The organism is Stenotrophomonas sp. FR010, from assembly GCF_047520755.2.
Classification (GTDB): domain Bacteria; phylum Pseudomonadota; class Gammaproteobacteria; order Xanthomonadales; family Xanthomonadaceae; genus Stenotrophomonas; species Stenotrophomonas sepilia.
The window spans coordinates 96,404-121,428 of sequence record NZ_JAXBQT020000005.1; the positions used below are offsets into that span (position 1 = coordinate 96,404).

Annotated in this window: 24 protein-coding genes and 1 tRNA gene; 8 read left to right on the forward strand and 17 right to left on the reverse strand. The window is 65.9% G+C overall.

Going from position 1 to position 25,025, the window contains the following annotated elements; all coding sequences use genetic code 11:
* Positions 1-154: 154 nt before the first annotated feature.
* Positions 155-442: a colicin immunity domain-containing protein gene (locus ACM0PK_RS06435; RefSeq protein WP_065197195.1), complete on the reverse strand. Its 288-nt coding sequence runs from the start codon at positions 440-442 to the stop codon at positions 155-157.
* A gap of 13 nt (positions 443-455) precedes the next feature.
* Positions 456-1,289 carry a sugar-phosphatase gene (gene yidA, locus ACM0PK_RS06440; RefSeq protein WP_414606949.1) on the reverse strand — a complete coding sequence of 278 codons (834 nt, stop codon included), beginning with the start codon at positions 1,287-1,289 and terminating at the stop codon, positions 456-458.
* A 149-nt stretch (positions 1,290-1,438) separates the two neighbouring features.
* On the opposite strand from yidA, the gene ACM0PK_RS06445 reads away from it, so the two are divergent.
* Positions 1,439-2,095 carry an exopolysaccharide biosynthesis protein gene (locus tag ACM0PK_RS06445; RefSeq protein WP_111201392.1) on the forward strand — a complete coding sequence of 219 codons (657 nt, stop codon included), beginning with the start codon at positions 1,439-1,441 and terminating at the stop codon, positions 2,093-2,095.
* Positions 2,096-2,161: 66 nt separating this feature from the next.
* On the opposite strand, the gene ACM0PK_RS06450 is transcribed toward ACM0PK_RS06445, so the two are convergent.
* The 4 genes from ACM0PK_RS06450 to ACM0PK_RS06465 all read right to left on the reverse strand — a co-directional run bounded on the left by ACM0PK_RS06450 (position 2,162) and on the right by ACM0PK_RS06465 (position 5,180).
* A complete protein-coding gene (locus tag ACM0PK_RS06450) occupies positions 2,162-2,842 on the reverse strand; it encodes a PDDEXK family nuclease (RefSeq protein WP_146257827.1) in 681 nt (226 codons plus the stop codon).
* A 75-nt stretch (positions 2,843-2,917) separates the two neighbouring features.
* A complete protein-coding gene (locus tag ACM0PK_RS06455) occupies positions 2,918-4,228 on the reverse strand; it encodes a PQQ-dependent sugar dehydrogenase (RefSeq protein WP_414606948.1) in 1,311 nt (436 codons plus the stop codon).
* Positions 4,221-4,661, reverse strand: coding sequence for a DUF2231 domain-containing protein (locus ACM0PK_RS06460; RefSeq protein ID WP_041863928.1), 441 nt, complete (start codon positions 4,659-4,661; stop codon positions 4,221-4,223). The genes ACM0PK_RS06455 and ACM0PK_RS06460 overlap by 8 nt, the downstream gene beginning before the upstream one ends.
* Positions 4,662-4,769: 108 nt before the next feature.
* On the reverse strand, positions 4,770-5,180 hold the full coding sequence (locus tag ACM0PK_RS06465) for a hypothetical protein (RefSeq protein WP_258392233.1): 411 nt from the start codon (positions 5,178-5,180) through the stop codon (positions 4,770-4,772).
* A gap of 251 nt (positions 5,181-5,431) precedes the next feature.
* Here ACM0PK_RS06465 and ACM0PK_RS06470 point away from each other — a divergent pair, with 251 nt between their 5' ends.
* A complete protein-coding gene (locus tag ACM0PK_RS06470; protein WP_414606947.1) occupies positions 5,432-7,198 on the forward strand; it encodes a S8 family serine peptidase in 1,767 nt (588 codons plus the stop codon).
* Positions 7,198-7,776, forward strand: a complete 579-nt coding sequence (locus ACM0PK_RS06475; protein WP_414606946.1) for a DNA breaking-rejoining protein — start codon at positions 7,198-7,200, stop codon at positions 7,774-7,776. Before ACM0PK_RS06470 ends, ACM0PK_RS06475 begins: the two co-directional genes overlap by 1 nt.
* A gap of 233 nt (positions 7,777-8,009) precedes the next feature.
* Here ACM0PK_RS06475 and ACM0PK_RS06480 read toward each other — a convergent pair whose 3' ends face one another.
* Positions 8,010-9,311: an aminotransferase class V-fold PLP-dependent enzyme gene (locus ACM0PK_RS06480; RefSeq protein ID WP_414606945.1), complete on the reverse strand. Its 1,302-nt coding sequence runs from the start codon at positions 9,309-9,311 to the stop codon at positions 8,010-8,012.
* Entirely contained in the window at positions 9,311-11,713 is a 2,403-nt protein-coding gene (locus ACM0PK_RS06485) for a TonB-dependent receptor plug domain-containing protein (RefSeq protein ID WP_414606944.1), read from the reverse strand. Before ACM0PK_RS06485 ends, ACM0PK_RS06480 begins: the two co-directional genes overlap by 1 nt.
* Positions 11,714-11,913: 200 nt before the next feature.
* On the opposite strand from ACM0PK_RS06485, the gene ACM0PK_RS06490 reads away from it, so the two are divergent.
* Genes ACM0PK_RS06490 through ACM0PK_RS06500 form a run of 3 tightly spaced genes read left to right on the forward strand, consistent with a single transcriptional unit; the run spans position 11,914 to position 14,560 of the window.
* Entirely contained in the window at positions 11,914-12,741 is an 828-nt protein-coding gene (locus ACM0PK_RS06490; RefSeq protein WP_414606943.1) for an AraC family transcriptional regulator, read from the forward strand.
* Positions 12,742-12,754: 13 nt separating this feature from the next.
* Positions 12,755-13,834 carry an alpha/beta hydrolase family protein gene (locus tag ACM0PK_RS06495; RefSeq protein ID WP_414606942.1) on the forward strand — a complete coding sequence of 360 codons (1,080 nt, stop codon included), beginning with the start codon at positions 12,755-12,757 and terminating at the stop codon, positions 13,832-13,834.
* A gap of 54 nt (positions 13,835-13,888) precedes the next feature.
* Positions 13,889-14,560: a VOC family protein gene (locus ACM0PK_RS06500; RefSeq protein WP_414606941.1), complete on the forward strand. Its 672-nt coding sequence runs from the start codon at positions 13,889-13,891 to the stop codon at positions 14,558-14,560.
* A gap of 1 nt (position 14,561) precedes the next feature.
* Here the strand turns inward: ACM0PK_RS06500 and ACM0PK_RS06505 are convergent, their stop codons facing one another.
* The 4 genes from ACM0PK_RS06505 to ACM0PK_RS06520 all read right to left on the reverse strand — a co-directional run bounded on the left by ACM0PK_RS06505 (position 14,562) and on the right by ACM0PK_RS06520 (position 19,110).
* The gene (locus tag ACM0PK_RS06505) at positions 14,562-15,974 is read right to left on the reverse strand and encodes a TPM domain-containing protein (RefSeq protein WP_414606940.1); all 1,413 of its coding nucleotides are present in this window, start codon (positions 15,972-15,974) and stop codon (positions 14,562-14,564) included.
* 139 nt (positions 15,975-16,113) lie between these two features.
* The gene (locus tag ACM0PK_RS06510) at positions 16,114-17,838 is read right to left on the reverse strand and encodes a peptidoglycan-binding protein (RefSeq protein WP_072167985.1); all 1,725 of its coding nucleotides are present in this window, start codon (positions 17,836-17,838) and stop codon (positions 16,114-16,116) included.
* A gap of 122 nt (positions 17,839-17,960) precedes the next feature.
* Positions 17,961-18,533, reverse strand: coding sequence for a hypothetical protein (locus ACM0PK_RS06515; protein WP_227836791.1), 573 nt, complete (start codon positions 18,531-18,533; stop codon positions 17,961-17,963).
* Positions 18,534-18,585: 52 nt separating this feature from the next.
* On the reverse strand, positions 18,586-19,110 hold the full coding sequence (locus ACM0PK_RS06520; protein ID WP_072167986.1) for a hypothetical protein: 525 nt from the start codon (positions 19,108-19,110) through the stop codon (positions 18,586-18,588).
* 205 nt (positions 19,111-19,315) lie between these two features.
* On the opposite strand from ACM0PK_RS06520, the gene ACM0PK_RS06525 reads away from it, so the two are divergent.
* Positions 19,316-19,942: a YiiX/YebB-like N1pC/P60 family cysteine hydrolase gene (locus tag ACM0PK_RS06525; RefSeq protein ID WP_065186583.1), complete on the forward strand. Its 627-nt coding sequence runs from the start codon at positions 19,316-19,318 to the stop codon at positions 19,940-19,942.
* A 54-nt stretch (positions 19,943-19,996) separates the two neighbouring features.
* On the opposite strand, the gene ACM0PK_RS06530 is transcribed toward ACM0PK_RS06525, so the two are convergent.
* The 3 genes from ACM0PK_RS06530 to ubiA all read right to left on the reverse strand — a co-directional run bounded on the left by ACM0PK_RS06530 (position 19,997) and on the right by ubiA (position 22,913).
* Entirely contained in the window at positions 19,997-20,161 is a 165-nt protein-coding gene (locus ACM0PK_RS06530) for a hypothetical protein (RefSeq protein ID WP_005414774.1), read from the reverse strand.
* Positions 20,162-20,433: 272 nt separating this feature from the next.
* Positions 20,434-21,858, reverse strand: coding sequence for a short-chain fatty acid transporter (locus ACM0PK_RS06535; RefSeq protein ID WP_170944951.1), 1,425 nt, complete (start codon positions 21,856-21,858; stop codon positions 20,434-20,436).
* A gap of 161 nt (positions 21,859-22,019) precedes the next feature.
* Complete coding sequence (gene ubiA, locus ACM0PK_RS06540; protein ID WP_005411493.1) at positions 22,020-22,913, reverse strand: 4-hydroxybenzoate octaprenyltransferase; 894 nt, start codon at positions 22,911-22,913, stop codon at positions 22,020-22,022.
* Between the two features lie 149 nt (positions 22,914-23,062).
* On the opposite strand from ubiA, the gene ACM0PK_RS06545 reads away from it, so the two are divergent.
* A tRNA-Arg gene (locus ACM0PK_RS06545) sits at positions 23,063-23,139 on the forward strand.
* Positions 23,140-23,167: 28 nt separating this feature from the next.
* Here ACM0PK_RS06545 and ACM0PK_RS06550 read toward each other — a convergent pair.
* Entirely contained in the window at positions 23,168-23,524 is a 357-nt protein-coding gene (locus tag ACM0PK_RS06550; protein ID WP_072167989.1) for a hypothetical protein, read from the reverse strand.
* Between the two features lie 120 nt (positions 23,525-23,644).
* Entirely contained in the window at positions 23,645-25,000 is a 1,356-nt protein-coding gene (locus ACM0PK_RS06555; protein WP_227836788.1) for a Gfo/Idh/MocA family protein, read from the reverse strand.
* Positions 25,001-25,025 lie beyond the last annotated feature (25 nt).

Consider the following 25,025-nt stretch of genomic DNA (forward strand, 5'->3'; position numbering starts at 1 on the left):
CAGACGAAGACGATCATCTGCCGCAGGATTCGATGGCGTGATTTCGACGTGCGAAATTCTTGCATCGCACTGGCGCATCCGCCATTGCACCGTGGTACAGCGCAGATGGTGATGGGGATGTATGGGCTATACGCAGGTATACATCCAAGCCAGGCTAGCGAGCAGTCGTGGACTGCTTCCACTCATCGATCAGAGCCACAACGGCAGCATGCAGCTGGGCGGCATCAAGCTCATACGCATGGCGATCTACATCTTCGTCGCAATACATGTCAGCAGCACAGAAGATGCTGGACAGGCACGTTGAAAGCGCTACGTCATCCAAAGCCGGCAAGTCGAGATCCCGCTCGATCTTCCATAGCTCGATGTAGGACTCGGAGAAAACTTGCGCCGACAACCGCTCGTTGGCGAAGGACTGAGCAAACATCATCAAAGTCCAGCTCATGATGTGCGTCCGATCATTGCAGGACGAAGCGCTCAATGGCACGTGCCGCGCCTTCGTCGGCATTGCTGGTGGTCCCGAACCGCGCGACCGCCTTCACCGCGTCGATGGCATTGCCCATCGCCACGCTGGTGCCGGCGTACTGCAGCATGGTCAGGTCGTTCTCCTGGTCACCGATGGCCATCACGTTGGCGCGGTCGATGCCCAGGTGCTCGGCCAGCTTCTGCAGGCTCGGCCCCTTGCCTGCACGGTGGTCGAACACTTCCAGGAAGAACGGCGCGCTCTTCAGTACCGCGAAACGTTCGGTCAGCTCGCTGGGCAGGCGCGCGATGGCGGCATCCAGCACATCCGGCGCGTCGATCATCATCAGCTTGATGAAGGACATCGACGGATCCATGTCCTCCACGCGACGATACGACAGCGGCATCCGCGAAAGATGCGAGTCGGCTACGGTGTAGTAGCTGATGTCCTGGTTGGGCGTGTACATGCGCTGGCTGTCCAGCGCCTGGAAGTGCACGCCGAGGTCGCGGGCCACCTGCTCGCAGAACAGGAAGTCGTCGAAGCTGAGCGGATATTCGACCACGGTTTCGCGCGTGCCGATCCGCTGCACCAGGCCGCCATTGCAGGCGATGCAGTAGTCGTCGTTGCCGTTGATGCCGAGCTCGTGCAGGTACGGCGCCAGGCCGGGGACCGGGCGGCCACTGGTCAGCACGATGTGCACGCCCAGTGCGCGCGCCTGCGCGATGGCCTGCCGAGCGCGTGCGGTGAGCTGGTGCGACGTGTCCAGCAGCGTGCCATCCATGTCGATGGCGACCAGTTCGATGGTCGATTGCCGGCGGCCCATGTCCATTGCGTTCAACTCGTGCGGGGCACGCCAGTTTACCCCCTCATGCCCGGTTCACCTCTTTGCCCACGTTGGCCGGGATACTGCGGGGGCCTGTGCGTCCCCCACCGCAGGACGGCCCGTTGACCGCCCTCCCCTGGAGAACCTTGCGACGCATGACCTACCGTGCCCCCGAAACCAATGACAGCGCGCCCCTGGCCCAGCAGATCGAGCAGATGATCGACGAGCTGCCCGGCGACCAGGTGAGCGTCGGCACCCTGCTCAGCGCGCTGGGCGATGAGGGCCTGCTGCTGATCGTGATCCTGCTCTCGGCCATCTTCATCATCCCGGTGTCGATTCCCGGGCTGAGCACCGTGTTTGGCGCCTCGATCCTGCTGATCGGCCTGAGTCGGGTGCGCAACCGCCCGCTGTGGGTGCCACAGAAGCTGGCCCGCCGCGAGATCGCCACCGACAAGCTGAAGACCAACCTCGGCCGTGCGCTGAAATGGGTGCACCGCATGGAGCGGCTGTCGCGGCCGATGCGGCTGGCGGTGATGGTGCGCTCGAAGAAGATGATGCGCCTGAACAACCTGATGCTGGTGTTCGCGACCCTGCTGCTGATGGCGCCGGCCGGGCCGATACCCTTCAGCAACACGCTGCCGGCGCTGGCGCTGATGTCCTTCGCCATCGGTTTCATCCAGCGCGATGGCGCGGCGGTGGCGGCCGGTTATGGCTTCGTGGTGGCCACGGTGGTGTATTTCGGCGTGCTGCTGGGCGGCGTGGGATTTGCCGCCGAATCGGTGTTCAGCGGGTTGCGTGGCAACTCAAACTGATACTCGGCTGCGGGGTCGGGCATACGGGCAAGGCCGCGCTACGATGGACGCGCACGTCACATCACATCACATCCCGAAGGTTCTGCGCGGGCTGGGGCCGGGCGCGTTGTCGATCCAGTGCTTGAGTTCGGCGAGGTTTGCGAACGCCTTGGTGTACAGCTCACCGCCGACGGTACAACACATCAGCAGTTCGACGTCGTTGTCATCGTCACTTTCGCCTTGATCGTCGGTGTCATCGTCCAGTGACAGCAGCCATTGCACGTAGTCCCTGAAGCACTGAAAGTCGACTCCGACCTTCTTCGACACCATCGCCTGTGCAAACGCCTGGACCGTCTCGCACTGGATGGAGATGGGGCTGCTGAAGGTGATATCAGCCTGAGGAAGTTGGATGATCTCGGGAGTACAGACATAGGTTCCGTAGCTCCGCACAGGAAACTCGATGTTGGCCCCTTCGGTCGATCGCCAGCCGATCAGATGGCAGCTTGCATGGATGTCAGACCACCCATCCAGGACGCGGCACAGCGTCTTCCTGCGCGGCTTTCTTGCTTCAGTGGCTGCATCACCCTTCCGATCCTTGAACTCTATCAGCGAGAAGCTCCGGCCATCTGAGGCAAGCAGGTCCGCACCCAGCCGAACATCCTGATGGTCGGTTGGCGCGATATAGGCACTATGCCCCAGGTTCTCCAGCTCGCGTTCCAGGTTCCTGCTGAACGCGGCCACGTTGGACGTTTCATGTTTCAACTTCATACGATGCTCCCTATCGACGGGGAGCATCGTAACGAAATGACCAGCATCGAGTCATCCGGTGCAAGCCAGCGGCCTTCATCGTGCCGACACCCGCCACACCACGTCGCCCACGTCGTCGGCCACCAGCAGCGCGCCCTCGGCGTCCATGGCCATGCCCACCGGTGCGCCCATCAGGGTCTTCTCGTCCTTTGAGGCGAAGCCGCTCACCACGGTCTGCGGGCGCCCGGTCGGCTTGCCGTCCTTGAACGGTACGTAGACCACTTCGTAGCCGCTCAGTGGCGAGCGGTCCCAGCTGCCGTGCTCGCCGATGAAGGCACCGCCGTGGTACTGCGCCGGCAGCGCCTGGCCGGTGTAGAACAGCAGGCCCAGCGGTGCCACGTGCGAGCCGATGGCGTAGTCCGGCACGATTGCCTTGGCCACCAGGTCCGGCCGCTGCGGCTGCACGCGTTCGTCCACGTGCTGCCCGTAGTAGCTGTAGGGCCAGCCGTAGAAGCCATCTTCCTTCACCGAGGTGAGGTAGTCAGGCACCAGGTCGGCACCGATCTCGTCGCGTTCGTTTGCTACCGCCCACAGCTTCCCGGTGCTCGGCTCCCAGTCCAGCCCGGTCGGATTGCGGATGCCCGAGGCGTAGATGCGGCTGCCGCGGGTGGCCACGTCCACTTCCAGCACCACTGCACGGCGGTATTCGACGGCCAGGCCGTTCTCGGTGATGTTGCTGTTGGAGCCCACGCCCACATACAGCTTGCGGCCATCACGGCTGGCCAGCAGTTCCTTGGTCCAGTGGTGGTTGATGGTGCTGGGCAGGTCGGTGAACTCGCGGCCCTTGTCCGACATGCGGGTTTCGCCGGGCACGTAGTGGTACTGCATGATGTTGCCGGTGTTGGCCACGTACAGCGTGTCGCCGATCAGCTGGATGCCGAACGGCGAATGCAGGCCCTCGATGTAGACATGCTGGGTCCACGTGCTCGTTCCCGGCGTGCGGCGCAGCAGGGCGACCCGGTTCCCGCCCTTGCCGGCCTTGCCCGAGCGCGCTTTGACCTTGCCGGCAATCCACTGCTTGGGCGTGGTGACCGGTTCTTCGCCGGGGCCGTTGCCTTCCACCACCAGTACATCGCCATTGGGCAGGGTCAGCAGGCGCCGCGGATGCTGCAGGTTGGCGGCGATGCGCTCGATCTTCAGGCCCTCGGCCACCGTGGGGGTCTGTCCATCAGACCAGCCGACGCCCTTGGGCACCTGCATCGGCGGCATCAGGAAGTTGGCCGGCTTGGGCAGCGGCGGCTGCGGGCCCGACTGGTCGGCGGGATGGTATTCAGCCTTGCCGGCGCAGGCCGACAGCATCACGGCCAGCGCCAGAGAGCCCACGGTGGGCAGGATGTGCTTAGCCATGACGACCTCCCTGCAGCACCGGCGGCTGCAGTGACAGCAGGATCAGGCCCAGGGCGATCAGGGCCACGGTCAACGCCGACAGGATCGTGCCCGGCACCGCAACGGCGTACGCATCGCGGCTGTGCACGAAGGCGTTCCAGATGGCCAGCACCACCGCGACCAGGTTGAGGAAGAAGTCGATGCGGTCGATGCGGGTGGCGGTGCCGTTGCGGCGCCAGACCGCGAAGAGGTTGATCAGGCGCGGCACGATGGCGATCAGCAGGCCGAAGGTGATCAGCCAGGCAGCGGCCTTGCCCCACATCACCTCGGCGCTGTTGAGATAGATCGCGTCGAAGATCAGTGCGCCGACGAAGAAGCCGAAAGGTATCGGGTTCAACAGGCTGAACAGCGTGGTGCCGAGGCCGCGATGGGCCTGGGCGAGCGGATTGACCATCATCGTGCTCCGTGCGGAAGGGTGCACGGGCTGTAGTAGCACAGCGCGATGTGAGGACGCGCGATGATGCCCCGGCGGGGCTGCCACACCCTCCGCGCAGGCACCGCGCTAAGTGGATTCGTCCTCGCGCACCTCGTGGAAGGGCAGCATCGTCTCGAAGCCGAATTCGTGTTCCATGCTGGTGCGGACCAGGCCGCCGATGGCGTAGTAGCTGGTATTGGCGTGCACATCGATGCCACAGGGACCATCCTCAGCCAGCAGGTGCAGTGTCTCTGCGCGTCGCAGGACGATCCGTTCCTCCTGCAGCAGCGCGCGACGGTGCTTCTTCATCAACAGGCGCAGCGGTTTCACCGTGGTGATGCCGAAGGCTGCCAGCTCGGGCAGCAACTCGCTGATATCGGCATCGTCGCCATAGTCGTGGCTGCGCGTATGCACGGACAGCACCACCTTGCGGATGACGGCAACCGAGAGCGGAGTCTGGTCCGCGCGTGCACGGGCACGCTGGCGTGCCTTCTTCATGTGTGACTTCACCTGCATGCGATTACCCACGTTCCCCGTACCTCGAAGCAAGCACGCGATGATGGCGTGAAGGCATTCGAGTGCCCCGTCATAACTTGACGTACTAAGTGTTTGTGACGCAATTGGCACATTCGCACATTGCGGGTGTGAAGAGGTAGGGGGTTCTTCGTTGTGTCGCGTTTGGCTCGTTGCGATGGGGCAGTTCCGCCCCGCCGTCCTGCCATGCCGATTCACAACAGAAGGATTCGTGTATGAAGCGAAACACGCAACGCAACGCGCCACCGCGCTCCGCGCGCCTGGCCCTCGCCACTGCGCTGGTACTGGGCAGCCTGGCCGCCACCGCGCAGGCCCAACAGGCCGATCCACTGGCGGGAATCCAGTGGCACCTGCTCAACACCGGGCAGACGGTCCCGGCTGACACACTGCCGGTGGCAGGCAACGACCTGAACGTGGATGGCCTGTTCCGCAATGGCATCCGTGGCCAGGGCGTCACCATCGCCATCGTCGACGACGGCCTGCAGATCGCGCACCCGGACCTGGCGGCCAACGTGGCCGCTGTAGCCGGCAAGAACTTCACCAATGGCTCGAACAACCCCACCCCGACCAATCCCGATGTCGACAACCACGGCACCATGGTCGGCGGTATCGCCGGTGCTGTGGGCGCCAACAACCTGGGCGTGCGCGGCGTAGCCCCGGCGGCGACGTTGAAGGGCTTCAACCCGATTTCGCGCTCGGCCCTGGGCAACCAGCAGAGCAACATCGAGTACGCCTGGTGGGACGGCGCGGAATCGGCCGACGTGCAGGTGTTCAACAACAGCTGGGGTGCCGGCCCGGGCAATCCGAACCTGCCGTTGGCGTACAGCGAGAACACGATACGTTCGTACGAGCAGGCGCTGTCGGGTACGCGCGGTGGCCGCGGCGGCATCTACGTGAAGTCGGCCGGCAACAACTTCAACAATGCCTCGATCAGCCAGACCCAGGATGTCTGCACCACCGACACCAAGAACCGCAACACCGGCTGCGTGCCGGCCGGCCGCGATCCGCGCAACAACCTGTTCAACGTGATCACCGTAGGCGCGGTGCGCGCCGATGGCGTGCGCTCGTCTTACTCCTCCACCGGCTCGGCCTTGTGGGTGTCGGCCTTTGGTGGTGAGTACGGCCTGCAGGCACAGTTTGCGCCCGGCCTGGTGGCGCGCGCGTACGACCCGGCCATCGTCACCACCGACGTGACCGGGTGCGCGCAGGGCAGCAACAAGAACACCAGCCGCCAGAACGCCCTGGACAGCAACCTGTCGGCCATCGACAGCACCTGCAACTACACCGCCAAGATGAACGGCACCTCGGCGTCGGCGCCGATGGTATCGGGCGTGGCGGCACTGGTGCTGGAGGCCAATCCGAACCTGTCCTATCGCGATGTGAAGTACATCCTGGCCACCACCGCCACCCGCAACCACCCGAACCAGCCGGCGGTGACGCTGGCCGACGGGCGCACGCTGGTGCCGGGCTGGACGGTGAATGCTGCCGGCCGTGCCTACAGCAACTGGTATGGCTTCGGCGTGGTCAACGCTGCGCGTGCAGTGCAGGTGGCCGAGAACTTCCAGTCGCTGGGCCCGCTGGTCGACAGCGGCTGGCGCAACACGACGCGTACCGTGGCCATCGGCAACACCTCGGCTGCCGCCGCACGCCTGACCTTCCAGTTGGCCAACGGCGCGCGCAACATCGAAAGCGTGCAGCTGGGCTTCCGGGTCAACCACCGCAACACGCGCCAGCTGCAGTTCGTGCTTGTGTCGCCCAGCGGCACCCGCAGCGTGGTGCAGCCGGCGTTCACCGCGATCGGTTCGGGCACGGGTGGCGCGCAGAGCAATTTCACCAGCTGGGACCTGCTGTCCAGCAATGCCTTCCTGGATGAGAATGCCAGCGGCACCTGGACGCTGGAAGTGACCGACATGGGGCAGGCCGCGACCGCAGCTTCGCGCGGCAACCTCGAATTCTTCAAGATCCGCGTTCTGGGGCACTGATGATGAAGACCACCATTCTGTTGAGCACGCTCGCCCTCGCGGCGATGACCTCCCCTGCCTGGGCACAGAGCTCGGGGCAGACTCCTCCGGCCAGGACCCTGTCGACCGTGGATGTGCAGGAACTGAAGGCGTCCGCTACCGGCCGCGCGTTCGATGTAGGCGGCACGCGTTTCCAGCTGTCCCCCTCGGCCACGGTGAAGCAGGCCAGCGGCGGCCAGTTCACGATCACCCCGCAGGCGGCGGCGACCACCAGCTCGCGTACCAGGCATTCGCTGGATGGCGCAGCGGCGGCACCTGCTGATGCCGGTGCCGGCAAGTTCGCGGCGGCGGTCTCCCGTGACGGCGCGCCGGTGGTGGCGACGTCGCGGGTCAAGGTGTTCTTCACCGATGCAGCATCGGCCCAGCGCGCAGCCGCCGCCACTGGCGGTACCGTGGTGAAGGTCTCCAGGGCTTCAGGCCAGGCCATCGTGGAGTACCAGTCGGTGAACGCGGCGCTGGATGCGACCACCAGGCTGCTGTCCACCGCCGGTATCCGCGCAACCGAGCCGGACGTGGTGCAGTGGGAAGAAACCAAGTAAGGCGCTGAGTGATGCCCCTGGCCGGTTGGCTCTCCTGGCCGGCCGGGGGATTGGTGTGCGTTGCGACTGTAGAGCTCAGACGATGTTCGGCACTACAGTTCTGCATCAACGGAAGGATTGACCGGTTGCTGTCGAACGCGCTGCCGGCGATCGAGCGGTAACCGCTGCCCGGCGGACGATTCCCCGGTGCGGTTGGAATGTGCCAACCAAGGTTGGCACCTACCAAAGCAGGGTCAGACCAGGGCCGCGAGCGCCTGCACCAGCGCATCCATCTGCGCCGGCCGGGTGAACACCGACGGTGTCACCCGCACGCAGGCACCCGACTCCAGGCCATCGCGATGGGTGGTGAAGATCCGATGCTCATCCAGCAAGCGCTTCTGCAGTGCCTGATTCTGTTCTACCGAGGTGTGGCCGCGCAGGCGGAAACTGGCCAATGCACTGGCCAGCGCTGGGTCCGGCGAAGACAGCACTTCGATGTGCGCCATCTGCCGCGCTGGCAGCGTCCAGCGCTCGCGCAGGTAGCGCAGGCGCGCCTGCTTGTTGGCCACGCCGATGCGCTGGTGCAATGCGATCGCTTCCGGCAGCGCCAGGTAGGCCGCGAAGTTGACCGTGCCGGTATGCACGCGGCTGCCGACACGGCCATCGTCGGTCTCGCCCATATAGGGATCCAGGTCCGCCACGCGCCCCTTGCGCACGTACATCGCGCCGACACCGACCGGCGCGCCGATCCACTTGTGCAGGTTGATGCCGACGAAATCAGACTTCAGCTGCGGCACCGCGTAGTCGATCTGGCCAAAGCCATGCGCCGCATCGACGATCACGTCGATATCCCGTGCGCGTGCACGCTCGGCGATCTCGGCCACCGGCAGCACCAGCCCATGGCGATGGCTGACCTGGGTCAGCAGCACCAGCTTCAGGCGCGGAAACCGCGCGAATGCGTCCTCATACGCCTGCAGGATCTGCGCGTGGTCCGGCACCGCCGGCAGCGCGATGCGCTCGACCTGTACGCCACGACGCTGCTGCAGCCAGCGCATCGCGCCCATCATGCTGTCGTAGTCGATGTCGGCATACAGCACCTGGTCTCCGGGCTGCAGGCGGTTGTAGCCGCCGATCAGCGCCAGCATCGCCTCGGTGGCGCCGCGGGTCAGTGCGATCTCGTCGGCGCCCACGCCCAGCAGTTCGGCTACCTGCCGCTGCACCGCCATGTACTGCGCCGGAAACGCGCGACGCCCATACCACGCGTTGCCACGGTTCACTTCAGCGGTGTGGCGCTGGTAGCTGGCCAGCGTTTCGCGGCCCATCGCGCCCCAGTAACCGTTCTCCAGGTGGTTCCATTCATCGGTGATGTCGAAGTGGCTGGCCACGGCGGCCCAATAGTTTTCATCGCGGGCCAGCACGTCCGGCGCCACGGTCGTCGCGGGAATCTCCATCGGCGAAGCGTAACGCGCAGCGGCGCTGGCCGGCAGTGAAGGCAGCGCCGCAGCGGCCGGCAGCAATGCACCGGCGCGCAGCACGGAACGACGACGAGCGTCCATCAGAAGGTCAGCCGGTACTGCGCGTACAGGTTGGCACCGTCGGTGTCGTACGGCGCGTTGCGCGAGTAGACCAGGCCGCGACTGGCCTGGAAGGTCGCTTCGTCCGGATAACGGTCGAACACATTGTCCGCGCCCACGCGCAGGCTGTGATGTTCGTTGATGCGATAGCCGACGGCCAGGTCGAGGAAGCTCATCGCCCCGAAGCGCTGGTAGATGTCGCCCACCGCGTTGCCACTGGAATCGGTCCAGGCGCCGTAGTAGCGCATGCGTGCCATCAGCGACCAGGCGCCGATGTCCCAGCTGCCGGTCAGGCTGCCCTTGTGCTCGGGCAGGCGATCCTCGAACAGCACGCGCTGGGTCTCGTTGGTGGCCACCGAGGTGCTGCCGTTGTCCACGCGGGTGCGGTTGTAGTTGTAGGCCAGGGTCAGCGTCATGCGGCCGGCGCCGAGGTCGCGCAGGTAGTTGCCGACCACGTCCACCCCGGTGGTGGTGGTATCGAAGTCGTTGGTGAAATAGTTCACCGAGGTATAGCCCAGCGGATTGGGCGTACCGGCCGGAATGGCGAAACTGGCCGACTGGCTGAAGCGGTCGCTGAGCTTGATCTGGTAGACATCCACCGAGCCGGACAGGCCCAGGTCGGTGCGCCAGGTCAGGCCCAGCGACGCGGTCCGCGATTCTTCCGGCTTCAGCGGCCTGGCGCCGAGCAGCTGCGCCAGCGGATCGTTCGGCGACAGGCGGCCACTGGTGAAGATCTGCAGCGTGCGCGTATCCAACCCCTGGGTGGTGCTGGTGGTGTTGAGCTGCGCCGGCGTCGGTGCACGGAAGCCGCTGGACACGGTGCCGCGCAGGGCCACGTCCGGGGTGATCGCGAAGCGCGCCGAGAGCTTGCCGTCCAGCGTGCTGCCGAAGCTGGAGAAGTCCTCGTAGCGGCTGGCCGCACCGATGCTCCAGCGCTCGCCCAGCGGCACTTCCATGTCCACGTAGGCGGCCCTGCTGCGCTGGCTCCACTGCCCGGCCTGGCTGGCCGAGAAGCCGGGCGCGCCATTGGAATTTGCCTCCAGGCCTGCAGCCGCGCCAGGACCCACGGCGTACGAGGCGGGGTCACCGGCACGCACCTGATAGGTCTCCTGGCGGAACTCGCCACCGAAGGCGACGTTGATCGGCTGGGACAGCGCGGCCACGTCCCATTCGTAGTTGAAGTCGGCGTTGGCGTTCTTTTCGGTCTGGGTCAGGCGGCCAAGATCGAACGCGGTCGGGCTGGCCGGGCCGAGCGAAGCGTTGATGGAGTTCTTCAGGCTGTAGTCGATGGCGTTGCGGCCATACGACGCGCTGACATCCCAGCGTAGCTTCGGCGTGATCTCGCCACGCAGGCCGCCGACCAGCTGCAGGTCGTTCTGCGTGTTGCCGTACTGCGGGCTGAAGCCCACCGGATAGATCGAACGCAGGTTCCAGCCCGGGAAGATCGCCGTGGTGCGGTAGGCGCCGGTGGTGGTGTCCGGGTTGCGCCAGTTGAAATCGCTGACACCATCGCTGTGGCTGTACAGGCCGAACGCATACAGCTCCAGCGTGTCGTTGGCATGGGCCTTCACGTTGAAGCCGACGCGGCGGCTTTCCAGTTCCGGCTGGCCCCAGCGCTGCACCGGATTGGGCACGTCCAGCTCCGGATGTGCAGCCTGGAAGGCGATCGCATCCGGGCGCTGGCGCGTGCGCGAGGTGGCGTCTGAGTTGGACGATTCGGCGAACAGCACCAGGCTGCCATAGTCGCCCAGCGACCAGCCGGTGCGCGCACTGAAATCGCGCGAGGCACCGTCGCCCTGCGCGTACTGCGAATAGCCGGCGGTGATCTCGGTGCCGGGCCCCTCTTCGAGGATGATGTTGATGACACCGGCGATGGCATCCGAGCCGTACTGCGCCGACGCGCCATCACGCAGCACCTCGATGCGCTTGATCGCGCTGGTGGGAATCTGTGCCAGATCAGCCGCCTGCGCACCGCGGTTGCCGAGCAGCGCGCTGCGATGGAAGCGGCGACCGTTGACCAGCACCAGGGTCTGGTCCGGCGACAGGCCACGCAGCGTGGCCGGACGCACGAACACCTGGCCGTCCGCCATCGGCAGGCGCTGCACCACGAACGACGGCACCAGCTGGGCCAGCACGTCCTTCAGGTCGGTGGATTCGACGGACGTGATGTCTTCCTTGCTGAACACGTCCACCGGCGCCAGCGTTTCGAACTGGGTGCGGTTGGACGCGCGGGTACCGGTGACCAGCATCGCGTCGAGCTGGGTGGGCGCGGCGCGGCTGCCGCCGGCGGCATCGACCGCATCGGCTTCCGCTGCGATCGCGCCTCCTGCGCTGGCCATGGAAAGGGCAAGGAGGATGGAACGCGAAAGCTTCGAACGATGCACGGCAGGGCTCCGGGAGGACGCGACAGGGCCAGCACCTGTGCGCACATAACAGGCCTGGACAAGGCGCGCAGTCTCGGCGCGATGTGTGAAGGAGGCATGACGTCAGTACGACAGCTTGAATCCGCACAGGCGCAAGAACTGCTAAACGCCGCGCCTGCCGATCCGCTACTGTGCCGGCATTGGATCCGGGGAACGGCAGGATGAGCGCGGCAGGCAAGGCGTTGTGGTACATCGAAACCCATGCGGACCAGCCCTTGGCGCTGGCCGACATTGCCGCTGCGGCCGGCCTGTCGCCGTTTCATCTGTCACGTCTGTTCCAGGCCCGCACCGGCACCCCGGTGGTGCGCTACCTGCGCGGGCGCCGCCTGACCGCTGCCGCGCAGCAGTTGGCCAACGGCGCCAACGACATCCTGCAGGTGGCGCTGGGTGCCGGCTATACCACCCATGCAGCCTTCACGCGTGCCTTCAGCGAACAGTTCGGACAGACGCCGGAGCGCGTACGCGAACAGGGCACCGATGGGCTGGCGCTGGTGCAGGCGATCCGCGTGGACGAGGCCCCGTCCGCCTGCATTGAAGCGCCCCGCCTGCTTGAGACGCCCGCGTTCCAGGTGGCCGGCATCGGCATGCGGCATACCCGCGACAGTGGTGGCGCGATTCCTGGCCAGTGGGCGCAGCTCAACCGCGAATGGCCGATGCCGGCGCCGATCAGCTTCGGCGTGTGCTGCAACAGTGATGACGATGGTGGCTTCGACTACATTGCGGCACTACCGGCAAGCACGGTGCCGAGCGTGCCTGCGCACTGGCGACGCGTGGACATTCCGGCGCGCCGCTACCTGGTGGCTTGGCACGGCGGACACATCTCGGCCATCCGCTCGACCTGGTTCTGGTTGCTGGATCATTATCTCCCTGCGTCCAACCTGAGCCTTGCCGATGCGCCGGACCTGGAGCGCTACGACGCCCGGTTCGACGAGCACAGCGGCAACGGCGGCGTGGAGATCTGGCTGCCGGTGGAAGAACGTCACCACTGACAAGGAGTTGAAGATGCGCATGACCGCTGCTGTGCTGGGAGCGATGCTGATGGCGTTTACAATCACCGGCGCCGCCCGCGAAAGCGGCGTCGCCGGCGAGCGCCACGGCACGACGACGCTGGCCAGCGCCGCCGTGCGCGACGCAGGGCACCGCGACGCGCTGCGCTACACGGTCTGGTATCCGGCACAGGCCGGCAGCCGCGAAAGCGCGCTGACCATCGGTCCACCCGACGCGCCGCTGTTCCACGTCGGCCGGTCGGCCAAGGATGCGCCGGTCGCGGGAGATCGCCTGCCGACCCTGCTGCTCTCGCATGGCAACGGCGGCAGCGCGCGCATGATGGGTTGGCTGGGCACGGCGCTGGCGCGGGCCGGATATCTGGTGATTGCGGTGGATCATCCAGGCAACAACGGCGTTGACACCATGACCCTGCCCGGCAGCCTTCTGACCTGGTTGCGCGCCGATGACCTGCGTGCCGCACTGGCGGCCGTGCAAGCTGATCCGGTGCTGGGCCCGCATGTCGATCCTGAGCGCCTGGGGGTCGCCGGCTTCTCGGCCGGTGGCTACACCGCGCTGCTGGCAGCCGGTGCGCGACCGGACCTGCAGCGATTGCGGGACTTCTGTACCGCACATCCGGATGACGGCGTCTGCCGGCCCCAACAGGAGGCGGCAACGCACACGATGGAGGCGCGCGTTGCCGCTGCGGCGTCGCCCGAGCTATCGCCATGGATGTCCCACGCCAACGACGCACGCGCCATTCCCGGCGTGCGCGCGGTGTTCCTGCTGGCGCCGGCAATCGTGCAGGCCTTTGCGCCCGAGCAGCTCTCCTCGCTGAAACAGCCGATGTCGATCGTGCTGGGCCAAGCGGACACGGTCGCGCCACCACAGACCAATGGCGAGGCTGCGCGTGCGGCGATTGCGGGCGCTGCACTGCAGGTGCTGCCCGGTGTCGGCCATTACGATTTCCTCGCCGCATGCACCCCGACCGGACAACAGCGGCTGCAGGACCTGTGCAGCACATCGGTGCCGAAGGCGCAGACCCACGCGCAGGCAGTGGACGCCGCAATACGATTCTTCAACCAGTCACTGCGCTAGTGGCCGCCGGGCAGTCCCCAGCGCTACAGTGAGCGCGTCCATGGAGAATCGGTCATGCGCCTGCTTCACCTCACCCTGCCGGTGTCCGACGTCGCCACCGTCGCCGCGTATTTCCACGATGTGCTGCAGCAGCGCGTGGTCGGCAACCATGTGCACATCGGCTGGAGCACGATCGAACTGCAGGCGGCGGGTGATCACCCCGTCGGTGGCGTGCACCTGGCCTTCAACGTACCGGACAACCGCTTCGGCGAGGCGATGGCCTGGTTGCGCGAACGTACCCCGCTGCAACGTAATCCTGAGGGCCTGGATTACTTCGCGCTGGAGAGCAGCTGGCAGTCGCAGTCGGTGTACTTCACCGGTCCCGACGGCCTGATCCTCGAGTTGATCGGCCGGCGCCGTCTGCCAGTCAGCACGCGCGCAGGCGCTTTCCATGGCAGCGAGCTGACCTGCCTGAGCGAGGTTGGCCTGCCCAGCCACGATGTCGATGCGGTGCGCGAACAGTCCAGCCAGCGCTTCGGCCTGCAGCCGATCAGCCCGCCTTCGCCGCAGTTCGCACCGGTGGGCGACGACGAGGGCCTGCTGATCATCGTCGCCGCCGACCGTCGTTGGTTCCCCGAGCAGAAAGACCTGCCCAATGCGCAGGGCGTGGAGCTGCAGATGGGTGATGTGAGCGGCAGCGGCGAGCTGCGCGATGCGGCGCTGGGCTGGCGGGTGTGGGCGGCCTGAGCTACCAGCTGCCCGAAGCGCCGCCACCGCCGCTGCGACCACCGCCACCGGACCAGCCGCCGGAACTGCTCGAGGACGAACTCGACGACGAGGTGCTGGACGAGGAACGGTAGCCTTGGGACGACCTTCGTCCGCTGCGTGCTTTTTCGCCGGGCAGCAGGGTGAACACCCAGATGAAGTACAGGAACAGCGTGCCTACGCTGGACACGATCGTCGCCAACACGCGTGCGTTCTCATCGCTGGCCCGGTCGATGGCCAGCAACGCGCCCAGCGCATAGCCGCCGGTCAACAGCACCAGCACCACCAGGCGCACGGCGAAGCTGTTGCGGTTCTTCCGCCAGTGCGCGCGGCCGGCCTGCACCAGGAAGAACACCAGCATGGCGGCAATGGCGACCGCCAGGTTCAGCAACGTGTGCAGGGCAAGGCTGGGCGGCAACTGACCACGGACCAGCATCACCACAATGAAACCGATACTGACGGCCAACATGCCGCACAGCACGATGCGCACACCACGGCTGCGACGCCAGCACCACCCCAGCAGCGCCGCCACCGGTACGGCGGGTAACAGCACGAAGAACAGCGCAGGCAGCACGTGCCGCGGCAGCAGCAGCGTCGCCGAAACCAACCCAGCGGCCATCACTGCCGTTACCAGCAACGGCCTGCCCCAGGCAGGCAATGTCGGCCAATTCGGCCTGGGCACTGCCGCATTGGCTGCCAGTGCCTTGCGCCGCCGCTCACGGCGTTTACCGCTGGACTCGGCCTCGGTCCTGGTGGCCAGCAGGCGCGGCGGTGATCGCCACAGACCGGCCAGGAACCCCACCAGCAACGTCAGGGCAACGACCGAATCCCCTGTGCGCCAATCCGCTGGCAACAGGTTGCGTGCGGATGAATCCTGCTCGGGCGGCAGCGGCTCGCCATCGATCAGCGCCACCAGCACCTTGCTGCCGTCCAGCATGCCCTGGTCCAGGTCTCCTTCGCGCAGGCGCGGCACGATGGCTTTGTCGATGATGCGCGCGGCATAGGCATCGGGAATGGTGCCTTCCAGGCCATAGCCGGTCTGGATGCGTACGCGCCTGTCCTGTACCGCCACCAGCAGCAACACCCCGTCATCGACACCGGCGCGGCCCAGCTGCCACTGGTCGAAGACACGCTGTGCATAGGCTTCGATGCCGTCATCGCCAACACCGGGCACCACCAGCACCTGCAGTTGCGCGCCTTTGCGTGCCTGCAGCTGCAATGCCTGCTCGCGCAGCGTTGCGCGGGTGCTGGCGGACAGCGCGTTGGCGGTGTCCACCACCGGGTCGTCCAGTGCCGGAATCGGGACCGCCGCCAGCACTGGCAGTGGCAACAGCCAGAGCAGCAGTGCCAGCCCTCCCCACTGCCATGCGTTGCGCCACCGCAGCACACGGCTCATGTGGACGCCGTGCCTTGCAATGGCGGTGCTGTGCATCATGCGAAACGGCATCCGTGTATGTCCTTGCCCCATGAACGGAAAAGCCGGCCGGATTACTCCGGCCGGCCTCCTTTACCACACACTTCTTCACACGCAGTGGTCAACGGCCCATGGCCACCCGCTGCTGCTCGTCCTGCACGTGTTGCTGCGAAGGCTCGTGCTTGGCCAGCATTGCAGCGCTGGTCTCCTGCAGGCTCGGTGCCGTCTGGGTCATGTCCACCGCAGTACGGAAGCCGGGAACGGTGCCCACGACGAAGGCCTTGCCATCCTGCACGGTGACGCCCTGCAGCTTTTCCGGCGAATCGATGCCGGCGGCCTTGGCCTGGGCGGTCACATGCGCGCTCATCTCGTTGCAGATCATGCCCGGCATGTGGCCGCGGATCGCATTGTGCAGCGGCGTATCCGGATGCGCCTTGTCGCCCAGTTGCGGCCCCTTCGGCGCCGCCTCGGCATGGCTGCGGCCTTCGGCCAGCTTGCCCAGCGTCGCCGGACCCGCCACGCCATCGGCGGAGAGCCCGTGCTGCTTCTGGTAGGCGATCAGTGCGTCCCTGGTATTGGCACCGAACTTGCCGTCCTCGCTCAGCGGGTTGCCTTGGCCGTCGCGCACGCCCAGGCGGTTGAGTTCCTTCTGCAGCGCAGTCACTTCCTCGCCCTTGGCCCCCTGGCGCAGCACACCGTTGTGGTCGGCGTCATGCGAATGGCCACCCTTGCCGGTTTCCTTCAGCTTGCCGTGGTCCCAGAAGTCCTGCGGGCTGATCAGCTTGCCGTGCGGATTCTTCAACTGGTAATGCACGTGCTGGGCATACTGACCCGCACCGCCCGGGCCACGGCCGCCCATGGTACCGATCGGCTCACCCGCCTTGATCGGCTGGCCTTCCTTCACCTGGGTCGACTGCAGGTGCAGGATCTCGTGCGAGTTGCCCTGTGCATCCCTGATCTTCACCGTACCATAGTCGCCACCGACGAACGTCACCGTTCCGGAGATCGGCGCGTTGACGGTCGGGTGCTGCAGATTACGGCCGTGCTGGCCGCCGACATAGTTGAAGTCGGTGCCACCGTGCGGCTTGTGCGCGCGGTGTTCGCCGAACTCACCGGTAATGTGCGGCTTGACCCCGTTTTGCGGGGGCAGCATCACCTGCATCGTCTGCTCGAAGGTGCGGGTCTGGCCTTCGGCATGCACCGCTGCCGGCTTGGCCTGCGCGTGCGTGGCCGCAGCTACGGCGGGGGCCGCGTGGCTGCCCTGGGACTGGCCGTGGGTCAGTCCCAGGCGCTGCTCCACGAACCGCTCGTACTTGTCCACGTACGGCATCACTTTCTTTTCAGACAGGGCGAGGCCGCCGTAATCACGGGTCGGGCCGTCGTGATGGTACTTGTAGATGTACTCCTCACCCTGGCCGCGCTTGTGCGCCAGCGTGCGGTTATCGATGTAATGGTCAACCAGTGCGTCGGACTGTGCGCCGACGTCGAAGCGGTTGCGGTTGTTGAGGTGGTAGTGGTTGCCGGTCTTGTCGATGAACTGGCCCAGGCCCGAGGCCGAGGTGGTGCCAGCGGCGGCATCGGGGTTGAAACCCGATTCAACGCGGGCGATGGCCAGTACGTGCGCCGTTTCGCGTGGGGTCAGTCCCTTCTCGCGCGCCGACTCGATGATCGTGTCGATCACCCGTGACTGTACTTCCGGAGTCGCATCGCCCCACCGGCGGGAGTTGCCATGCAGGCGGCCGTCGCTCTGGTCGATCGGCTCGCGGTAGTGGCTCCACGATTTGATGCGGTCACTGCTGTAGGCCGCCCCGCGGGGCTGGACCATGTCCTGGTAGATGTCTGCCATTTCTGTGCTATCCATTCTATGAAAAAGGGAATTTCCTTAAGGGGTACTGCTCCTGGTACTTCTGGTACTGCGGTACTGCAGTGCTGCGTTCACAGCGCGCGTGCGACGTCCTGCCGCTGCGCTCAGTCTTCGATGTAGTTCACCTCCGGGTGCTTGATGCCGAGCGAGTCGATCAACTTCTCGTACTCGTCGTTGTTGGGCTCCTGCTCTTCGCCTTCCGCGCCGCGCAGCGGCGGTGTGCTGTGGGTCAACTGGCGGCCACTGGCGTCGTACAGGTAGTACCACTCGCAGAAGCTGCAGCCGAACGGCAGTTCACCGTACTGCACGACGAAGTACGGCGTACCGCTGCGGTCCTGCACGCAGGCCAGGCCAACGGCGGTATAGCCGTCCATCTCCTTGGGCGCAGCAATGGCCTGGCGTGCGCCGTCCTTTTCAATTTCCAGCGTGGTCAGCCGGGAAGCGTCCGTGTCTTGGGTGGGCTGGGCCGCCAGGTGCAGGCGGGTGCCTTGGCAATCGATATGCATGCCGGTCTCGTCGCGCGTAAGAGAGGTGGAATGGTCCGCAACGGCAGCCGCAGGTGCGGCCGGCGTCGCTGCCGGGTCAGTGGAAGCAGGGGCCGCCGGTGCAGCCGCCTCAGGGCCGCTGCAGGCAGCAAGCATCAGGGCCAGTACGGGGGCAACGGGAGACAGACGCATGCGGGGCTCCTTGGGTGAATCACACGACCGCCCGCAGGCGGTTGCTCAGGGGTCAGATCGATTCGTCCTCACGCTTGACCAGTTGCCAGCACGGCTTCTGGGCAAAGGTGTAGATCTGCTGGTCGCTGGTATCGGGAGTGCGCATCTGCACCTGTACCTGGCCATCGGGCAGGCGGGTGACCTGCATCTCGCGGCCCTGGCGCTGCAGCGTGGCCGGGTCCGGCATCACCGGCCATTCGACCTTGGCAAGCGGCACCTTCTCCTCCACCTTGCGTGGCTCCGGCTCGGCTTCGCTGTCGATGTGGCTGTCCAGCAGCGGATCGGCAGTGGACGTTTCCTGCAGCGCGATCTCGTTGCCGAAATGCTTGAGGAAGTCGTCGAAGACCGGATGGGGGCAACTGGCAGACGCGTCTGCCGGGACTGCGGCAACCGGCGTGGCCGGCGCCGTGGCGGCGGCTGTGCTGGTCGGAGCCGGTACGGCGGCGTCAGCGGGGGCTGCCTGGGGCGCAGGCTTGCAGCCGGACAGCGCAAGCCCCAGGGCAAGCGCAAGCAGGGCAACGGGGCGGAGCTGGTTCACGGGATCCTCCTGATTCCGGGCGGTCGCGCGCGGTTCCGGCGCGGTAGGGAGGCAAGGATAGCCATGCCTCGGTCAATTCAGTTTCAACATCCGCTGTCAGGAATATCCCGACATGCTGAATTGAGACTAATATCACACTAATACTGAAATCAACGTCATCGCAGCAGCCGTTAGACTACGCCGCACACGCTTCGACCCTGGCCCCATGCGCGCATTCCTGCTTGCCCTCTCCCTGTTGCTGCCAACGCTGTGGCCTGGTGGTGCGGCCGCGCTGGAGGTCCGGGAAGGCGATCTGCTGTTCGTCACCGCCGGCCATGCCGGCCTGAGCGCGGCCATCGACGATGCCACCGGCAAGCAGGGCGCACCCAGCTTCGATCACGTGGCCCTGGTCGCTGCGGCGCCAGACGGCTGGGAGGTACTGCATGCGGATGAGAAAGGCTCGCGCCGGCAGACGCTGGATCAGTTCCGCGAGGACGCCCGAGGCAAGCAGCGGCAGGTCGTGGTCTATCGGCTGCGCGCATCGCAGCAGGCTGCCATCAAGGATGCGATCGCGACCGCACGCATGATGCTGGGTAAGCCCTACAACACGTCGTATGTGTTGAATGAGGACAGCTACTACTGTTCGGATTTCATCGAACGTGCGTTCCGTGCGCACCATGTGTTCGCACTGCAGCCGATGAACTTCCGCAACCCGAAGACCGGGCAGATCGCACGGCACTGGGTCGATCTCTACCGCGCCATGGGCATGGAGGTGCCGCAGGATCAGCCGGGCACCAACCCGAACGACATGTCAGCAGCGCCGGTGCTGCAACGCATTGGCGTGCTGGAATAAGCGAAGCCCCGCACGGGGCGGGGCTTCGCGCATCACAGGAAGTGGGTACCGAAGTCACTCCTCCTCGTCCTGCCCACCCTGTTGCTGGTTGCGCTGGTTGCGCTGCTGCTGTTCCTGCTGCTGTTGCTGCTGCTGGTCGCGGCCACGCCCCTGCTGCTGATCCTGCTGGTTCTGCTGGCCCTGCTGCTTCTGGTTCGGGTTCTGGTTCTGCTGTGCCATGTCCGATCTCCAAAGCCACACGCGGAATGCGGTGGACGGGGTCATCGTCTGCAGCGAAGAGTTAATCGCGCGTTGGTGGGCGGCTACATTGGTGTGTACGCGCGTGAATGAACGGGCAAAGCCCCTTGCGGCACAAGCCGATGAAGGATTCATATGGGTTCGGCATGTGCTCATGCCGTCAGCCCGACTGCGCGCATTCATGGCGTGCTCTGCTGGAAACACGCGCTGAACGGAGCTGGCGTCCTGCTCGCGCACGGACGCCAGCCCTGCACTCACGGCATCACCGGCGGCACATACGCCAGGGTCATGCCCAGCAGCCACAACAGGCCCAGCACCAGCGGGATGTGCACCAGCAACTGGATGAAGGTGAAGCCCACGATGTCGCGTGCCTTCAGCCCCAGCACGCCCAGCAATGGCAGCATCCAGAACGGGTTGATCAGGTTCGGCAGCGCTTCGGCCGCGTTGTAGACCTGCACTGCCCAGCCCAGGTGCGCCTTCAGCTCGTTGGCGGCCTGCATCACGTACGGCGCCTCGATGATCCACTTGCCGCCACCGGACGGCACGAAGAAGCCCAGCACCGCCGAGTAGATGCCCATCACCAGCGCGAAGCTATCGGTGCTGGCCACGTGCACGAACAGGCTCGACAGCCGGTGCGCCAGGGTCTGCCCGTCACCACCGGCGGCGTGGGTGAGGATCATCGCGATACCGCCGTACAGCGGGAACTGGATCAGCACGCCGGTGGTGCTCGGCACCGCCTTGGCCACCGCGTTGAGGAAGCTGCGCGGGCGCCAGTGCAGCAGCAGGCCCAGCGAAATGAAAAGGAAGTTGTAGGTGTTGAGGTTGGCGATGGCAGTGACCACCGGCTTGTTGGCGAACTCGTTGAACAGCCAGCCGAACGCCAGCAGCGAGAGCAGCACGGTCAGCAGCGGGCTGTATTCCAGCCATTCGCCCGGGCGCGTGCGTCGCTGCAGCGGTTCCGGCTCGGCCTGCGCAGCGCCGGGAAATTCCTCGGCGGTACGCGCACTGCCGGCTGCAGGCGCGGTCAGCCAGGCGATCAGCAGCGAGACAAGGATCAGCACTGCGGTCAGGGCGATCGACTGCCACAGAAAGATGGTTTCGGTGAACGGCAATACGCCGGTGATCTCCACCAGGCCCGGCGGCATGCTGGCCGGGTTGGCCTGCAACTGTGCGGCCGACGAGCTCAGCCCCATCGCCCACACTGCGCCCAGGCCGAGATAGGCCGACGCACCGGCGGCGCGGTAGTCCATGCGCAGTTCGGTGCGACGGGCCAGCGCGCGGACCAGCAGGCCACCGAACACCAGCGAGAAGCCCCAGCTGAGCAGCGAGGCGAGCATGCTGACCAGGCCCACGTACACCACCGCACCGCGACCGGTGCGCGGCACCCGGGCCAGGAAGTCGATGAAGCGTGCGACCACCGGCGCGGTCGCCACGGCGTAGCCGCCGATGACCACGAAGGCCATCTGCATGGTGAAGGGAATCAGGCTCCAGAAGCCGTCACCGAAGGCGCTGGCGGTGGCCTGCGGGGTCGAACCGAAGCCCATCGCGGCCAGCGCGACAATGACCACGCCCAGCACCGCGAACACGTACGCGTCAGGGAACCACTTTTCCGCCCAGGCCGCCGAGCGCAGCGCTGCGCGCGCCATCCAGCCGTCCTGTACTGCTGCCGTCGAGGCCATCGCCTACCCTCCCAGGTTCGATGGACCGATTCTGGGCGGTGGGGTGCGGGCTGTCAGCCACCTATTGGTCGTAGGTGGCGGTAGTGCCGGCCGCTGGCCGGCAAACTCGGGATCGCGCACGGGTGCAGCCGGCCAGCGGCCGGCTCTACCAACCCCTGGGGTCAGCGCAGCGCCAGGTCCACGGCGATACCGGCAAACAGCGCGGCGCCGACCCAGTTGTTGTGCAGGAACGCCTTGAAACACGGGCCGCGCTCGCGGTTGCGGCAGATCCAGAATTCGTACACCACCAGCGCGGTGGCCACGGCCACGCCGGCCAGGTAGTAGCCACCCAGCCCGCCGCGCACGCCAACCAGCGCCATGGTGGCCAGGAACAGCGCGTACAGCACGCCCTGGATGACCAGATCGAGATCACCGAACAGGATCGCGGTGGAGTGCGAGCCCATCTTCAGGTCGTCCTCGCGGTCGACCATGGCATACCAGGTGTCGTAGGCGGTGGACCACAGGATGTTGCCGGCATACAGCAGCCAGCCCAGCATCGGCACCTCGCCCTGCACGGCGGCGAACGCCATCGGGATGCCCCAGCCGAACGACATGCCCAGGTAGACCTGCGGCAGATGGGTGTAGCGCTTCAGGTACGGATAGCTGGCGGCCAGGAACACGCCGATGAAGCTCAGGCCGATGGTCAGCCCGTTCAGGGTCAGCACCAGGCCGAACGCCACCAGCATCAGCACGGCGAACAACGCCAGCGCGGCACGGCCGCTGATCGCGCCGGTGGCCAGCGGCCGCGCCTTGGTGCGCTCCACATGCGGGTCGAGCCAGCGGTCAGCGTAGTCGTTGATGACGCAACCGGCCGAGCGGGTCAGCCACACGCCGGCGGTGAACACGAACAGCGTCCACAGCGGCGGCAGGCCACCGGCAGCCAGCCATAACGCCCACCACGTGGGCCACAGCAGCAGCAACGTGCCGATCGGGCGATCAGCGCGCATCAGACTCCAGTAATGCCGCCAACGCGGCGTCGCCGGCGACTGCGGCGAAGTGAGGGGGGTATCAGCCATGGCGATAGGATACTCCTGCCCCTCTGGCAGGGCTTTGCCGGTGGGGGGAGATTTGTTCGGCGAAACTGGATAGAATGCCCTTCCCGCACCGCTTCATGGCGGTGCGATGCCCGCCCCGGCACTGGCCGACGGCGCGGCGGTTCTACAACGCGCCCGTAGCTCAGCCGGATAGAGTAGTGGCTTCCGAAGCCATTGGTCGGGGGTTCGAATCCCTCCGGGCGCGCCATGTTCTTTCTATCCCCCCGTTCCGGTCCCTAGGGCCTGCGTCGAGCGTAGCTTCGATTCGGATCCGGCGTGGCGCGGCAGATCCGGCTGCGTGCATGCCTGATCATGCCGGGCAGCCAGCACAGCGCCGATACCAGGGCCCAGATCGCCGTCAGCCAGAACCATCGACCCAGGGTGTAGGCCCAGATCATGGGAAATACAGCCAGCATGGCGATGAACTGTGTGTACAGCAGATAGAGCGAATGCATGCCCAGGCGTGGGTCCGAGCGCAGCACCACGCCACACCCGCGGCATGCCGTCCTCGCCTGGCGTTTGCCTGCAGAGCGCAGTGGAAACCGTTGCCCGGCAGCGCCGCAGAGCGGACAGCTGAAGGTCATCCATTGCATGCGCAGCCTCCGTTCCTCTTCCTGATGGCTGCCACAGCATACGGCCGATGCAGTAACGCCGGGCATGGCCCGGCGTTGGCTTCAAAGCAGTCGAGCATGGCTCGACTCTACAAGAGCAGATCAGTACTTCCCGTCGAACGCGAAGATCGGCTTGCGCGTCTTCCACGCACCAGCAGTAAAGTCCGGGAACTCCAGCGTCTGGAAGCTGTTGGCGATCGACTGCTCGCTCAACGGGGTAATCGCACTCCAGGTCACCGCGTCGTAGATGTCGATCGGCATCGGTGCCTTGGCCTTCAGCGCTTCAACAAAGGCATGGATGACGAACCAGTCCATGCCACCATGGCCGGCACTGGCGGCGGTGTCGGCATTCTGTTTCCACAGCGGGTGCTCGTACTCGTCCTGGTATTTCTTGAACTCTTCCCACTGGTGCGGCGGGCTGCGGCCTTCGATGTGGATCGAATGGTTGACGTCCATCCACAGGCCCTTGGTGCCCTGCACGCGGAAGCCCATCGAGTACGGGCGCGGCAGCGAGGTGTCGTGCTGCAGCAGGATGGTCTCGCCGTTCTCGCAGGCCAGCGTGGTGGTGACGATATCGCCGAGCTTGAACTTCACCTGGGTGCTGGGGTGGGTGGTGCCGCCACTCTTGGCCACGGTGTATTCGTGCAGGCCGCGTGCCTTGGTCGCGAAGGCGTTGATGTGGGTGAAGCGGTTGCCACGGTTGATGCCGGTATACATCGCGCAAGGGCCGATACCGTGGCTGGGGTACAGCTCGCCGTTGCGCTGCACCGAATGCTCGGTGCGCCAGCGTGCTTCGCTCCAGCCCTTGGGACCGAACTCCACGCCGCTGTCGTAGGGCTGGTTCGGATCGCCGGAATTGAACTTCACGCCGCGAAGGTCGTGCTGGTAGCCGGCCTGCAGATGCACCAGCTCGCCGAACAGGCCCTGGCGCACCATCTGCAACGCCGCCATCACGTCGCGGCGGTAGCAGACGTTCTCCAGCAGCATGTACGGGGTGCCGGTGCTCAGCTGGGTCTTCAGCACGTCCCAGTGGTCCTGCAGGGTGATGCCGGCCACCACTTCACAGCCCACGGCCACGCCGGCCTGCATCGCGGCAATCGCCATCGGTGCGTGGTACTCCCACGGCGTGGCGATGATCACGCCATCGATGCCCTTCTGTTCCAGCAGGCGCTTCCACGCGTTGGTATCACGATCCTGGCCATAGGTCTTCGGCGCGGGCTTGCCGGCCTTCGCCACCATCTCTGTGGCACGGCCCAGCATGATCGGCTCGATGTCGCACAGGGCAACCACTTCGACGTCGTCGCGACGTACCAGCTCCTTCAGCAGCACCAGCCCGCGCATGCCGGTACCGATCATGGCCAGGCGCACTTTGCGCCCGCGTGCCCATGCCGGGGTCTGCGGCAGCAGGCTGCTGGCGGCGACAGCGGCACTGGCCGCGATGAATTCCCTACGCTTCATGGCAAACATCTCTCCTCTTGGCAGC

Coding starts and splice junctions, on each gene's coding strand:
- ACM0PK_RS06435 (WP_065197195.1), bottom strand. CDS start 442: ATGAGCTGGACTTTGATGATGTTTGCTCAGTCCTTCGCCAACGAGCGG.
- ACM0PK_RS06505 (WP_414606940.1), bottom strand. CDS start 15,974: ATGAGCCGTGTGCTGCGGTGGCGCAACGCATGGCAGTGGGGAGGGCTG.
- ACM0PK_RS06510 (WP_072167985.1), bottom strand. CDS start 17,838: ATGGCAGACATCTACCAGGACATGGTCCAGCCCCGCGGGGCGGCCTAC.
- ACM0PK_RS06550 (WP_072167989.1), bottom strand. CDS start 23,524: ATGCAATGGATGACCTTCAGCTGTCCGCTCTGCGGCGCTGCCGGGCAA.
- ACM0PK_RS06470 (WP_414606947.1), top strand. CDS start 5,432: ATGAAGCGAAACACGCAACGCAACGCGCCACCGCGCTCCGCGCGCCTG.
- ACM0PK_RS06490 (WP_414606943.1), top strand. CDS start 11,914: ATGAGCGCGGCAGGCAAGGCGTTGTGGTACATCGAAACCCATGCGGAC.
- ACM0PK_RS06475 (WP_414606946.1), top strand. CDS start 7,198: ATGATGAAGACCACCATTCTGTTGAGCACGCTCGCCCTCGCGGCGATG.
- ACM0PK_RS06460 (WP_041863928.1), bottom strand. CDS start 4,661: ATGGTCAATCCGCTCGCCCAGGCCCATCGCGGCCTCGGCACCACGCTG.
- ACM0PK_RS06450 (WP_146257827.1), bottom strand. CDS start 2,842: ATGAAGTTGAAACATGAAACGTCCAACGTGGCCGCGTTCAGCAGGAAC.
- ACM0PK_RS06530 (WP_005414774.1), bottom strand. CDS start 20,161: ATGGCACAGCAGAACCAGAACCCGAACCAGAAGCAGCAGGGCCAGCAG.
- ACM0PK_RS06465 (WP_258392233.1), bottom strand. CDS start 5,180: ATGAAGAAGGCACGCCAGCGTGCCCGTGCACGCGCGGACCAGACTCCG.
- ACM0PK_RS06495 (WP_414606942.1), top strand. CDS start 12,755: ATGCGCATGACCGCTGCTGTGCTGGGAGCGATGCTGATGGCGTTTACA.
- ACM0PK_RS06480 (WP_414606945.1), bottom strand. CDS start 9,311: ATGGACGCTCGTCGTCGTTCCGTGCTGCGCGCCGGTGCATTGCTGCCG.
- ACM0PK_RS06515 (WP_227836791.1), bottom strand. CDS start 18,533: ATGCGTCTGTCTCCCGTTGCCCCCGTACTGGCCCTGATGCTTGCTGCC.
- ACM0PK_RS06525 (WP_065186583.1), top strand. CDS start 19,316: ATGCGCGCATTCCTGCTTGCCCTCTCCCTGTTGCTGCCAACGCTGTGG.
- ACM0PK_RS06500 (WP_414606941.1), top strand. CDS start 13,889: ATGCGCCTGCTTCACCTCACCCTGCCGGTGTCCGACGTCGCCACCGTC.
- ACM0PK_RS06445 (WP_111201392.1), top strand. CDS start 1,439: ATGACCTACCGTGCCCCCGAAACCAATGACAGCGCGCCCCTGGCCCAG.
- ACM0PK_RS06535 (WP_170944951.1), bottom strand. CDS start 21,858: ATGGCCTCGACGGCAGCAGTACAGGACGGCTGGATGGCGCGCGCAGCG.
- ACM0PK_RS06455 (WP_414606948.1), bottom strand. CDS start 4,228: ATGGCTAAGCACATCCTGCCCACCGTGGGCTCTCTGGCGCTGGCCGTG.
- ACM0PK_RS06555 (WP_227836788.1), bottom strand. CDS start 25,000: ATGAAGCGTAGGGAATTCATCGCGGCCAGTGCCGCTGTCGCCGCCAGC.
- yidA (WP_414606949.1), bottom strand. CDS start 1,289: ATGGACATGGGCCGCCGGCAATCGACCATCGAACTGGTCGCCATCGAC.
- ubiA (WP_005411493.1), bottom strand. CDS start 22,913: ATGGCTGATACCCCCCTCACTTCGCCGCAGTCGCCGGCGACGCCGCGT.